This is a genomic window from Enterobacter sp. 168J2 (assembly GCF_034107265.1).
GTDB classification, from domain to species: Bacteria; Pseudomonadota; Gammaproteobacteria; order Enterobacterales; family Enterobacteriaceae; genus Enterobacter; species Enterobacter nematophilus.
Genome location: NZ_JAWNEB010000008.1, coordinates 83,976 through 96,771 on the forward strand (window position 1 = coordinate 83,976; position 12,796 = coordinate 96,771).

Here is a 12,796-nt window from a genome sequence, read left to right on the forward strand (position 1 = left end):
ATGAAGATTCTGGTGATCGGCCCGTCATGGGTGGGCGACATGATGATGTCGCAAAGTCTCTATCGCACGCTCAAGGCGCGTTATCCCCAGGCGATAATCGACGTGATGGCACCCGCCTGGTGCCGTCCGCTGCTATCGCGTATGCCGGAAGTGAACGAGGCGATCCCGATGCCGCTTGGCCACGGGGCGCTGGAAATCGGCGAACGCCGCAAGCTCGGTCATAGCCTGCGCGAGAAGCGCTACGACCGGGCGTATGTCCTGCCAAACTCCTTTAAATCCGCCCTGGTGCCTTTCTTTGCGGGCATCCCGCACCGTACCGGCTGGCGCGGCGAAATGCGCTACGGCCTGCTGAACGACGCGCGGGTGCTGGATAAAGAGGCCTGGCCGCTGATGGTGGAGCGCTACGTGGCGCTGGCCTACGACAAAGGGGTGATGCGCAGCGCGAAAGACCTGCCTCAGCCGCTGCTGTGGCCGCAGCTGCAGGTTAACGACGGGGAGAAATCCCATACCTGCAACGCGTTTGGCATTTCGTCTGAACGCCCGATGATTGGCTTCTGCCCCGGCGCGGAATTTGGTCCGGCAAAACGCTGGCCGCACTACCACTACGCCGAACTGGCGAAACAGCTGATCGACGAAGGCTACCAGATTGTGCTGTTTGGCTCGGCGAAGGACCACGAGGCGGGCAACGAAATTCTCGCCACGCTGAGCAACGAGCAGCAGGCCTGGTGCCGTAACCTGGCTGGGGAAACGCAGCTCGAGCAGGCGGTTATCCTGATCGCCGCCTGTAAGGCCGTGGTCAGCAATGACTCTGGCCTGATGCACGTCGCCGCCGCGCTGGATCGTCCGCTGGTTGCGCTGTATGGCCCAAGCAGCCCGGACTTCACGCCGCCGCTGTCGCACAAGGCGCGCGTAATCCGTTTGATCACCGGCTACCACAAGGTACGCAAAGGCGATGCCGCAGAAGGCTACCATCAGAGCCTGATCGATATTACCCCGCAGCGCGTTCTCGAAGAGCTCAATGAACTGCTGTTGAGCGAAGAAGGATAACGGATGCGGGTACTGATCGTTAAAACCTCCTCAATGGGCGATGTGCTGCATACGCTGCCGTCGCTGACGGACGCCATGCGGGCCATTCCCGGCATCCGTTTTGACTGGGTAGTAGAAGAAGGCTTCGCGCAGATCCCCACCTGGCATGAAGCGGTTGACCGCGTGATCCCGGTCGCGATTCGCCGCTGGCGCAAAGCGTGGTTCTCCGCGCCGATTAAAGCCGAGCGTAAAGCCTTCCGTGAAACGGTGCAGGCGCAGCGCTACGACGCAATCATCGACGCCCAGGGGCTGGTGAAAAGCGCCGCGCTGGTCACGCGTCTGGCGCATGGCGTAAAGCACGGCATGGACTGGCACACCGCCCGCGAACCGCTGGCGAGCCTGTTCTATAACCGCCGCCACCGCATCGCAAAGCAGCAACACGCCGTAGAACGCACCCGCGAGCTGTTTGCGAAAAGCCTCGGCTATGCGAAACCGGAAGCGCAGGGCGACTACGCCATTGCGCAGCACTTTTTGCGCAATACAGATCCCTGTGCTCAGCCTTATCTTGTCTTCCTGCATGCCACAACGCGTGACGATAAGCACTGGCCGGAAACGCACTGGCGAAGGCTGATTGAACTAATGCAACCTTCCGGTATCCATATTAAACTCCCGTGGGGCGCTGAGCATGAGCGGCAGCGTGCGGAGCGTCTGGCAGCAGGCTTTACCCACGTAGAGGTTTTACCCAAACTCACGCTGGCGCAGGTTGCCGCAGAGCTGGCAGGCGCTAACGCCGTCGTTTCCGTAGATACGGGTTTAAGTCATTTAACCGCGGCGCTGGATCGTCCAAATATCACCCTTTTTGGCCCGACCGATCCCGGCCTGATCGGGGGCTATGGCAAAAACCAGCATCAGATGGTCAGCCCGACTCAGCAAACGAAGGATATCAGCGCAGATGAGATTTTTTCATTTTTACAGGGCAGCCGTTGGCTTTCCAACAGGGATATTTAACCCATGAGTTACGTATTTCTGCTGATTTTACTCTTTCCGGTGAAGCTTATCCGGAAGCTGTTCCGCAAAGAGACAGGGAAAAACCTGGTCATTCAGACAGCCAAAATCGGCGATTTTGTTAATGCAACGCCTCTTCTGGCCTGGCTGCAGAAAAGCGACGTGCTCATCAGCCGCGGCGTAGGCGCGCTGGCGAAGCATGATGAGACGATCGAAGAGATTTTTTTTATCGAGCAGCATAAGCGTAACCTGTGGCGAAAGCTTCGCTTTGCCTGCAGGATCATGAACCGCTATGACAACGTCTATCTCCTGCAGCCTAACAGCGTGAATCTCTTTTTCGCCTCCGTGTGTAACGCCAAAAACAAGCAATTTTTAAGCACATACACGCGCAGGTGGTATCACGGGATTTTCTATCTCACCGCCGACGGTACCGTTGAGCACGGCAAAAAAACGCTATCAGTGACCAATTACCTGAAGCTGGCCGACCGTTCGTTGACGTGGCAGGACTCTCCAAAGCACGCCACAAAGCCCCTGTTTAAACCCGCGACTTACCCGGCAATCCTTGATAAACCCGGCGCGATCCGCATTGGCATTAGCGTGGCCGCGGGGAATAAAGCAAAAACCGTTCCGCCGGTCATCTGGAAGCAAATTGCCGATCATCTCGCCGACCTGCCCTGCGAGTTTTATGTCTTTGGTGCTCCGAATGAACAGTCGTGGATGGATGACATCACCCGCGCTTACGGTGAACTGCCCAACTTTATTAATCTGATTGGTAAGATCTCGCTTGAAGAGCTTCCGTGGGCCATTTCTAAAATGGACTGCTATATCGCATCCGACTCCGGAAATGTCTATATCGCCGATGCAGTGGGAGTGCCGGTTGTCTTACTGTTCGGTCCTTGCTGTCACTACGAGCAGCGCCCGCTTGGCAACGTGCTGCTGATTGGCAACGATGACAACATTTGCTCGTATGTTTTTGAAACGCGTTATTATTTCTCACAAGGCCGGGAAGAACTCTTCGCGGTAACAGATGAATCGCTGGACGAACTCAAACATTTCATTTGCGGACTGCCAACAGCAAATTCTGCCTTTGATGCTCAGGGAAACTAATTACTATGGCTTTTCTCAGCATCATTATTGCCGCACATAATGCCGAAAACACGCTTCACGCCACGCTGGAAAGTCTGCAAAACGCGATCGAGAATACAGGCGATGATGTAGAAGTTATTATCGTTAACGACAGTTCCAATGATTCCACACAGGATATTATTGAGGCGTGGTTGCCAAAGCTTCCGCATGCGCAATCCCAATACGTTGAGTATCGTAACGTAGGACATGTTCGAAACGGTGCGGTCTCTCTCGCATCAGGCGAATACATTACGATGCTGGATAGCGATGACCTGTTGAAACCAGGCAGCATCCGGGACGCCGTCGCATTCCTGAAAGCAGAGCGGCCTGATATGTTGCTGACGCGCCTGCTGGAAATACGGGACATGCGGAAAATCACCTCCGACTGGCAGGGATTCACGCCTGCCATATTGTCGCAAAGCGATGCAATAAAGCGTTTCCTACAGCACAAAGATTTTCAGGCGCATCTCATCGGGCAATTCGTGCATCGCAAACTGTATGCAAGCAATCCGATCCCTTCAATGGTCTGTTATGAGGATTTCGCGGTATTTCCCGGCATGCTGATGCAAGCGGGTAAAATATTCTACCAGCGTCAGGGGCACTATTATTACATCAAACGCAGCGACAGTTTATCGAGCCGTCTCGACGCCGGTAAAATCACTACGCTCGTTGAATGTACGTTACAGATGGAAAAAACATTCTCGCGCTCGTTTAAGCATCTTGTTGATTGCCACTGGTTTGATATCTACAGTAACCATCGGCAACATCTGACCGACCCGCAGCTCAAACTGGTTAAGCAGCGGGTGAATGCACTTTATTCTTTCTCTTTTTTCTTCTCCAGAGATGTACGTTTCAGCTACAAAAAAAGGGTCATTGAGGCATTATGGAAAAAGTAAAACTGCGGCTCTATCAGCTGACGCTGATTTTGAGCCTCATTTCGTTTGCACTGGCGCTGCTGAGCTCAGGTAAACAACGCGAATTTTTCTATATTGCGGTTTATGCCAGCATTATCGGCTTAGCTTGCGAATATAAAAAAATTACCCTGCGCCCCTTTTCAATCGCGCTACCCATTTTGCTGATTGGGCTGCTCAATCTTGTCTGGTATATGGTGTACGAATATCACAGCGAAGGTTTAAATGCTTACAGCGATTATCTGGGCGCCAGTAAAAAACTGATTTTATCGAGCATTCTCGTTTTTTATCTTGACCGGTTTAAGTCTTACATTGATAAAGCATCCTTTCAGAGATATTTCTTATACGCTTCTGGCGCGGGGTTTGTACTTGCCACTAGCTATGGCTTATGGCAGGCCTCGCAAGGTATGGGGCGTATCGAGATGGCCATAAATCGTGCGACCGTGTCGGCCTATGTTTACTCTGTACTATCACTGGCGTTTGTATATGGCCTTTACCTACAAAAAAACATAAAGCTGTATGCTGCTGCAGGGCTCATCGTCTTAATATCTTATTTTGTCATTCTCTTAACGGGTACACGGGCCGCAATGGGGCTGTATTTGCTTCTGGCGATTGTGCTCACGCTCTACCACTTCAGAAGAATTCACCTAAAATCAATGCTGATTTTTTTATGTATTGTGGCAGGTGTAGTTATCGTTAGTTACAAGCCATTAATTTCACCCAAGATTATGCAAGCACAGGCTGAACTTGAGAAATATGAAAGTGGTGTTGACAGCACCTCACTTGGCTCTCGTTTTACCATGTGGAATGTAGGTATTCAGAATGGGCTTGCACATCCATTAGGGCAATCATTAGAAGAAAGGTATTTCTGGACGCAGCATTATATTAATGATGGACATCCTAATCTAATCAGTGCACTTGGCTATTTAAAAATACATCTACACAATGAATTTATCGAAAAATACTCTCTGCAAGGGCTTCCGGGTATAGCGATATTACTCTTTTTCTTCGTCTCGATGTTCGCTCACGCACTTAAAAACAGAAATGGTTTGCTGCTGACAACGATGCTTCTTTTATTACTCTATGGTCTGACGGACGTCATTTTATTGAGTTCAGAAGCCTTAATATTTTTTGTTACTGTGTTTGCCCTGAGCACTCCACTCTCGCAAACCAGACAACGTTAATAAGCGATAATGCCCGCCATGCGGGCATTATTTTTTCTTGTACTGATAAAACTCCGCCAGCGTCATCCCAACCGTCTTGTCGGATAACCAGCTAAAGAGCATTTCCAGATCCTGATACAACCCTTCAATCGCCGCCTCATCTTTAAACGTGGGGCTTCCACCCGGCATAAATTCCGAGGAATGCAGCATAAACTCCACATAATCCTTTCCCTGCGACAGGCATTGCTGCGCCACCTGAATCATCTGCGAGGCATTGCCACCGGTCGGTCGTAGCCAGTTCACGGAGGGCGAACGATATTTACCGCGAAGCCGATCGTATCCCTGTTTGATCGTATTCAGCCAGGCCGGATGTTTATACTGAATGCTCATCGGCACTTCGAGTAAGGGGCTATTACCTGCCCGGGAAATAGTATCTAAATCCATAAAATAGGCATGGTCGGGGAAATGCTGATAATCCGTTCCGCCATTGCCCTGCGGGGCGCCTTTCGCGTTGCGCCAGTTCACGCGCGGCGTCACGGAGCAATCAACCTGGTAGCCCAGCTCAACGAGCAATTTTGCATAGCGGCTATCAAATGCCCAACGCCCGGCGCGGTGGCTCAGCATTTTGGTCTGGAATGTCTCTTCCAGCAGGCGGGTCATGAACAGCACTTTCTCACGCATCACCTCGTCTGAAAATTCAATCAGATACGGCTGCCATCGCCAGTCATCTCCCGTGAGATCGTGCTCAGGGGGGCTATTCCATGCGTGAAGGTGCATTCCCACCTCCCCCTGCCCGCGAGCTATCACGTCCCTGGCGAATTCAATGAAAACGGGCTCGATTGCCATCTCATAGTTTGTCAGCCATACGGGCTTAAACCCAAAACGCTCACACAGGGCCTGGAACCGGGCCAGGTAGCGCGCGTTTTCCGTTTTAATGACGCGGTGATTCTGCCAGAGATTATCGCCCTCAGTATCAATCGTGATGATAAACGCTGGTTTTTTCATAATGAGTCCGCATGACAGGGAAGTTAGCGCTATGTTACGCACTCTCCAAAGCCTGAGTAAACCCTTCCTGGGAAATTCCTGAGATTATGGAGAAAGAGTGCAAGTCGCTACCAGGTCTATTAGAATTGCCAACAGTACAACGCCGATAAGATGATGATGAATAACTTACCTGACACGCCTGATTTGCGCATTTTACTGATCAAACTCCGCCATCATGGCGATATGTTATTGACCACTCCCGTCATTGATTCGTTACGTCAAAAATGGCCACACGCGCAAATTGACGTGCTGTTGTATGAAGAAACGCGCGATATGCTCGCCGCACATCCGGCAATTGGCACCATTTATGGCATCGATCGTAAATGGAAGCAGCTGGGCACGTTAAAGCACCTCCAAAAGGAGTGGCAGCTGCTCTGCGCGTTACGAAAGCAACATTATCATCTGGTGATTAATCTTGCCGATCAGTGGCGTAGCGCTATCGTCACCCGCTTCACCGGTGCGCCGGTTCGCCTCGGATTCGCCTTTAACAAACGCAACAATCCCTTCTGGCGTTTCTGCCATAGCGAATTAGTCTCTGTTGCAAATCACAAATCCCTGCACACCGTCGAACAAAATCTCTCCATTCTGTCGCCATTACAGGTCGCGCCTGAGCCAGCTGTTACCATGGCCTACAGCGCAGAAGACTGGCACCACGCCCGCCAGCAGCTGGTGCAAAAAGGAGTGGGCGATAACTACATCGTCATCCAGCCAACGTCACGCTGGTTCTTCAAATGCTGGGATGAGAGCAAAATGGCGGAAACCATCACCGCGCTGCAGCAGGATGGGCATACCGTCGTCCTCACGGCCGGGCCGGATAAAAAAGAGCTGGCGATGATCGATCGCATTCTCGCCGCCTCACCGAACACGGGAGTCGTCTCGCTGGCGGGCCAGCTCACGTTGCGTCAGCTGGCCTCACTCATCGATCATGCGTGTCTTTTTATTGGCGTTGACTCCGTTCCGATGCATATGGCCGCCGCGCTGCAGACGCCCTGCGTGGCGCTGTTTGGCCCTTCCAAACTGACGTTTTGGTCTCCATGGCAGGTCAACGGTGAAGTCATCTGGGCTGGCGACTACGGTCCCCTTCCCGATCCCGACGCTATTGATACCAAAACGAAAGAACGCTATCTCGACGCCATTCCTGTTGATGCTGTCGTCTCCGCTGCAAGGAGATATCTGTCATGAAACACCATCGTCTGGCGATTGTTCGCCAAAAGTATCGCCCTGACGGCGGGGCGGAGCGCTTCGTTTCACGTGCTCTCACCGCGCTGAGCAACCAGAATCTTGAACTCAACGTCATTACGCGTGAATGGCAGGGCGAAAAGCAGGCCGACTGGCATATCCATATTTGCGACCCGCGCAAATGGGGCCGCATCAGCCGCGAGCGTGGTTTTGCCCATGCCGCCCGGGCGCTGTGGCAACAGCAGCAGTTTGATATTGTGCAAAGCCACGAGCGTATTCCGGGCTGTGACATCTACCGCGCTGGCGATGGCGTACATCGACGCTGGCTGCTGCAGCGCGCGCGCATTCTGCCCGCCTGGCGCGCGAAAATGCTGATGGTCGACCGCTATCACCGCTACGTGATGCACGCCGAACGTGAAATGTACCAGGCGCCCGAGTTGAAAGCGGTTATTTGTAATGCGGAGATGATCAAACGCGAAATCGTAGAAGACTTTGATATTGACGCAAAAAAAATACATGTGATTTATAATTCAATAGATTCCACCCGTTTCGTTCCGGTTGAAGAGGCACAGCGTATTACACTACGTCAGCAGTTTGGCTTGCCAGCCGATGCCGTAATATTTTGCTTCGTTGGGTCAGGGTTTGAACGAAAAGGCCTGGCCAGCGCTATACGCGCTATCGCAGGCACAGCAGCCTGGCTGATTGTGGTGGGACAGGATAAAGCAGAAAGCCGTTATCGCGACCTCGCCCGCTCATTAGGCTGCGAAGGTCAAATCCGCTTCCTGGGGATGCAAAAAGAGACGCTGCCTTTTTATCAGCTATCCGATGGTTTACTGCTGCCAACGCTGTATGATCCCTTTCCAAACGTCATTCTTGAAGCGATGGCCTGCGGATTGCCCGTCATTACTTCAGAAAGTTGTGGAGGTGCCGAATTTATTCAGCAAGGCCGGAACGGATTTTATTGTGACGCACTTGATATCCACACATTGAAGGAAGCGATTGCTGCTACCCCTTCTCTGGGAAAAAATAACAATATGGGGCAAGCGGCGCGTGAACGTGTTAAAGATGCCACCCCTGAGAAACTGTCAAGTCAGCTTATTACGCTTTATCAAAAATTACTGGATTAAAAATGCGCATCCTAATGATTATTGATGGTTTACCCGGTGGGGGAGCTGAAAAAACGGTTCTTACACTTTCCAGCGGATTAACAGAGATGGGGCATCAGGTCTCCCTTTTCTCTCTGCGGAAAGTGTGTGATTACGCCATCCCGGAAGGCATTGATTATCAGGTGGTTCAGGATACCTGCAAAAAACCGTGGCGCAAGCTGACGGAGATCCAACGCCGGGCCCACCTGCTGGATCGGGCAATTGAGCGGGCTGAGCGCAGCGGAAAATTTGACGTTGTGTTCTCTCATCTGCACAAAACGGACCGCATTGTGGCGCACTGCCGCGCGCTGGAACGCGATAAGGTCTGGTTCTGCGTGCATGGCATGTTCTCGTTCTCTTATCTTCGCCATCGCAGCGGGCTTTCGCGCTGGTTTAAACATCTTAAAATTCGTCATACCTACGAAAACCGAAACGTTGTCGCCGTCTCAGGCGCCGTGTTGAAAGATCTTTCCGAGACGCTGGCTCTCAAACTCCGGCGTAAAGCGGTTATCCACAATCCTTTTGATATCCCTGAAATTCAGCGTCTGGCGGATGCCCCCTTCGAGATGCAAGGGAAGGATTACATCATCCATGTCGGCCGCTTCCATGAACACAAACGCCACGACCGCCTTTTGCGCGCGTTCGCGCAGAGCCAGCTTGACACTACGCTTGTCATGATGGGCAATGGCTCCGAAGCCAAAATTCAAAAGCTCAAACAGCTTGCCCGCGACTTGGGTATTGAAAACAAAACGGTTTTCCGTCCCTTCGACTCCAACCCCTACCCCTGGATTAAAGGGGCACGCCTCTTAGTGTTAAGTTCTGACTGCGAAGGTTTTGGTAATGTGCTGGTGGAATCCATTATCTGCCAGACGCCACCGGTCAGTACCAATTGTCCGGGTGGCCCCGCAGAAATCCTCACCGGCGACTTAGCGCGCGGGCTGGCAGAGCTAAATGACGCCTCACTGGCAAAAACCCTGGTAGATATTTATACCGCCCCGCCGGTCGTTGGCGATGCAACGATTTCGTCGTTCGGTATCAATGCCATTTGCCAGCAGTACATTGCTTTGGTCGACAATCAAAAATAATCAGGTTTCTTATGCAAAATTCAGCGCCATTATTAAGCGTGGTGGTTGCCGTTTATAACGGCGAAGCTTTTCTGGATCAGTTCTTTACCTGCCTTGTGAATCAACGCATCGACAGCATGGAAGTCATCATTGTCAATGACGGCTCGACTGACCGCTCAATGCAGATCGTCGAAAGCTGGCGTGAAAAACTGCCGCAGATGCAGGTGATTGAACAGCAAAACCAGGGCGTTTCCATCGCGCGGAATACCGGCCTGGCCGTTGCAACCGGTCAGTATCTCTCTTTCCCGGATATTGATGACGTCTTCAAACCTGGCATGTACCAGCGTCTGCTGGATATGGCCGTTACGCAGGATCTGGACGTCGCCACCTGCAACGGCAACTACGTCTGGGAAAATGATAAGAAACCGTCTCGTCCTATCTTCCCTGAGGATAAACTCGCCTCGACGGGCGTTATGACGGGCCCGGCATGGCTAAAGATGGCGCTGGATTCACGTAAGTTCCTGCACGTGACCTGGCTTAATATCTATCGCCACGATTTTATTCGTAAACACAGTTTCCATTTCGAACCCGGCCTGCGTCATCAGGATATCCCGTGGACCACCGAGGTGCTGCTGGCCGCAGAGCGCGTTCAGTACACCAGCGAACGCTTTTATGACTATTACATTCACTCTGCCTCGGTATCGCACATGCCGGATAATGACGACACGCTGATTCGCTCCGCGCGCCACTACATGAAAATCCTGCAGATGCTTGATGCCATTAACCAGCGTTATCCGGATAAAGTGAAAAATATCCCCGCCTGCCACTGGCAAATCGCCAAAGAGGGGCTCGGGATCATTCATACCTTCGACAATATGAAGGATGAGACGAAGAAAACAATGATTATCAAAGAGTTCTTCGACACTGGGATCTGGAAGCTTATCTGGAAAAGTGCCAAAAGCCCGCGTTTGCGCTGGCGCCTGGGCCGACGCTACTTCCGTTTAAAACGGTATCTGGCATAAGAGATAGCTTTACCTGGCTTAAATGCTTAGAATTTGCCCGCCGAAACTAAAAAGACGGATAATCGCTTGGAATTGTTGTATACCGCCCTGCTCTATATCATTCAGCCACTGGTGTGGCTGAGACTGTTGCTTCGTAGCCGTAAAGCGCCTGCGTATCGTAAACGCTGGGCTGAACGCTATGGCTTTTGCCGCAATAAAGTCGCCCCGGACGGTATTTTGCTGCATTCCGTTTCTGTCGGTGAAACGCTGGCGGCGATCCCGCTGGTTCGCGCTCTGCGCCACCGCTACCCGTCTCTGCCGATTACCGTCACCACCATGACGCCAACCGGCTCGGAGCGCGCGTTATCCGCGTTTGGCAAAGACGTTCATCACGTCTACCTCCCATACGATCTGCCCTGCGCTATGAATCGTTTCCTGAATACCGTTCGCCCGAAGCTTGTGATCGTGATGGAAACCGAGCTGTGGCCGAACATGATTTCCGCGCTGCATGCCCGTAAAATTCCGCTGGTGATCGCCAACGCGCGCCTGTCAGAGCGCTCGGCAAAAGGCTACGGCAAGCTGGGCAAATTTATGCGCCGTCTGCTGAGCAAAATCACGCTGATTGCCGCGCAGAACGAAGAAGACGCGGCGCGCTTTATCTCCCTGGGCCTGAAGCGCAACCAGCTTGCCGTGACCGGCAGCCTGAAATTCGATATTTCCGTTACCCCTGAACTGGCCGCCCGCGCCATCACGCTGCGCCGCCAGTGGGCTCCGCGTCGGCAGGTCTGGATCGCGACCAGTACTCACGAGGGCGAAGAGGCGATTATCCTGCAGGCGCACCGCAAGCTGCTGGAAACCTTCCCGGACCTACTGCTGATTCTGGTGCCTCGTCACCCCGAACGCTTTAAAGACGCCCGCGAAATGGTGCAGAAAGGCGGCTTCAGCTTCACCCTGCGCAGCAGCGGAGAGATCCCTTCCGGCAGTACCCAGGTGGTGATTGGCGATACGATGGGCGAACTGATGTTGCTCTACGGCATTGCTGATCTCGCCTTTGTTGGCGGCAGCCTGGTGGAGCGCGGAGGCCATAACCCGCTGGAGCCGGCAGCCCACGCCATTCCTGTGCTGATGGGTCCACATACGTTTAACTTCAAAGATATCTGCGCTAAATTGCAGCAGGCCGATGGTTTAATTACCGTGACCGATGCGGACTCGGTCGTCAAAGAAGTATCGACCCTGCTGACGGACGAAGATTACCGCCTGTGGTACGGTCGCCACGCCGTCGAAGTGCTGCACCAGAACCAGGGCGCACTCACCCGTTTGCTGCAGCTTCTGCAACCTTATCTGCCTCAGCGGAGCCACTAATGTCTACGCGTCTGTCGGTCGTCATGATCGCCAAAAACGCCGCCGACCTGCTTCCGGATTGCCTGGCCTCCGTCGCCTGGGCTGACGAAATTGTTATTCTCGACTCCGGAAGCACGGACAACACGGTGGACATCGCCCGGGCTGCGGGCGCAAAAGTTTTTACCGATACTGACTGGCAAGGCTATGGCATCCAGCGCCAGCGTGCGCAGGGGTATGCCACCGGTGATTATGTGCTGATGCTCGACACCGACGAACGCATCACACCGGAGCTTCAGCAGGCTATTCAGGCGATGCTTTCCTCACCCCAGCCTGGCGCCGTATACAGCATCGCGCGTCGCAACTACTTCCTTGGCCGCTTCATGCGCCACAGCGGCTGGTATCCAGATCGCGTAATGCGCCTCTACGAGCGCGAGCGCTATCAGTACAACGACAACCTTGTCCATGAGTCACTGGCCTGCGACGGCGCCAAGGTCATCCCCCTGACGGGTGATTTGCTGCACCTGACCTGCCGTGATTTCGCCAGCTTCCAGCAAAAGCAGCTTAACTATGCCACCGCATGGGCGCAGGAGCGTCACCAGAGGGGCAAGAAGGCTTCGCTGACGGGAATCTTCACCCACACGCTGGGCGCGTTTCTGAAAACGCTGCTGCTGCGCGGTGGCGTGCTGGATGGTAAGCAGGGCTGGTTACTGGCGGTAGTGAATGCCCAGTATACTTTCAACAAATACACCGAGCTGTGGGCGCTCTGCCGCGGCTACTCAGAGAAAACGTGAG

General features: G+C 53.1%; 12 protein-coding genes. 11 read left to right on the forward strand and 1 reads right to left on the reverse strand.

Features of this window, described 5'->3' with window-relative positions; genetic code table 11:
• Genes rfaF through USG84_RS18720 form a run of 5 tightly spaced genes read left to right on the forward strand, consistent with a single transcriptional unit; the run spans position 1 to position 5,251 of the window.
• Entirely contained in the window at positions 1-1,047 is a 1,047-nt protein-coding gene (gene rfaF / locus USG84_RS18700) for an ADP-heptose--LPS heptosyltransferase RfaF (protein WP_116342993.1), read from the forward strand.
• A 3-nt stretch (positions 1,048-1,050) separates the two neighbouring features.
• Positions 1,051-2,034, forward strand: a complete 984-nt coding sequence (gene rfaC, locus USG84_RS18705; protein WP_151412671.1) for a lipopolysaccharide heptosyltransferase RfaC — start codon at positions 1,051-1,053, stop codon at positions 2,032-2,034.
• A 3-nt stretch (positions 2,035-2,037) separates the two neighbouring features.
• Positions 2,038-3,138: a glycosyltransferase family 9 protein gene (locus USG84_RS18710; RefSeq protein ID WP_151412670.1), complete on the forward strand. Its 1,101-nt coding sequence runs from the start codon at positions 2,038-2,040 to the stop codon at positions 3,136-3,138.
• A gap of 5 nt (positions 3,139-3,143) precedes the next feature.
• Positions 3,144-4,052, forward strand: coding sequence for a glycosyltransferase family 2 protein (locus tag USG84_RS18715; protein ID WP_151412669.1), 909 nt, complete (start codon positions 3,144-3,146; stop codon positions 4,050-4,052).
• Positions 4,040-5,251 carry an O-antigen ligase family protein gene (locus USG84_RS18720; RefSeq protein ID WP_253540234.1) on the forward strand — a complete coding sequence of 404 codons (1,212 nt, stop codon included), beginning with the start codon at positions 4,040-4,042 and terminating at the stop codon, positions 5,249-5,251. Before USG84_RS18715 ends, USG84_RS18720 begins: the two co-directional genes overlap by 13 nt.
• A gap of 27 nt (positions 5,252-5,278) precedes the next feature.
• Here the strand turns inward: USG84_RS18720 and USG84_RS18725 are convergent, their stop codons facing one another.
• Entirely contained in the window at positions 5,279-6,235 is a 957-nt protein-coding gene (locus USG84_RS18725; RefSeq protein ID WP_151412668.1) for a polysaccharide deacetylase family protein, read from the reverse strand.
• A gap of 150 nt (positions 6,236-6,385) precedes the next feature.
• Between USG84_RS18725 and rfaQ the strand changes: the two genes are divergently transcribed.
• The 6 genes from rfaQ (at position 6,386) to USG84_RS18755 (ending at position 12,795) form a co-directional block, all read left to right on the forward strand.
• Positions 6,386-7,456, forward strand: a complete 1,071-nt coding sequence (gene rfaQ / locus USG84_RS18730; protein WP_151412667.1) for a putative lipopolysaccharide heptosyltransferase III — start codon at positions 6,386-6,388, stop codon at positions 7,454-7,456.
• The gene (locus USG84_RS18735) at positions 7,453-8,580 is read left to right on the forward strand and encodes a glycosyltransferase family 4 protein (protein ID WP_151412666.1); all 1,128 of its coding nucleotides are present in this window, start codon (positions 7,453-7,455) and stop codon (positions 8,578-8,580) included. Before rfaQ ends, USG84_RS18735 begins: the two co-directional genes overlap by 4 nt.
• A 2-nt stretch (positions 8,581-8,582) precedes the next feature.
• Entirely contained in the window at positions 8,583-9,683 is a 1,101-nt protein-coding gene (locus tag USG84_RS18740) for a glycosyltransferase (RefSeq protein WP_151412665.1), read from the forward strand.
• An 11-nt stretch (positions 9,684-9,694) separates the two neighbouring features.
• Positions 9,695-10,684: a glycosyltransferase gene (locus USG84_RS18745; protein ID WP_061096633.1), complete on the forward strand. Its 990-nt coding sequence runs from the start codon at positions 9,695-9,697 to the stop codon at positions 10,682-10,684.
• Between the two features lie 66 nt (positions 10,685-10,750).
• Positions 10,751-12,025 carry a lipid IV(A) 3-deoxy-D-manno-octulosonic acid transferase gene (waaA, locus tag USG84_RS18750; RefSeq protein ID WP_028015020.1) on the forward strand — a complete coding sequence of 425 codons (1,275 nt, stop codon included), beginning with the start codon at positions 10,751-10,753 and terminating at the stop codon, positions 12,023-12,025.
• Positions 12,025-12,795, forward strand: a complete 771-nt coding sequence (locus tag USG84_RS18755) for a glycosyltransferase family 2 protein (protein WP_151412664.1) — start codon at positions 12,025-12,027, stop codon at positions 12,793-12,795. Before waaA ends, USG84_RS18755 begins: the two co-directional genes overlap by 1 nt.
• The last annotated feature ends 1 nt before the right edge of the window (position 12,796 follow it).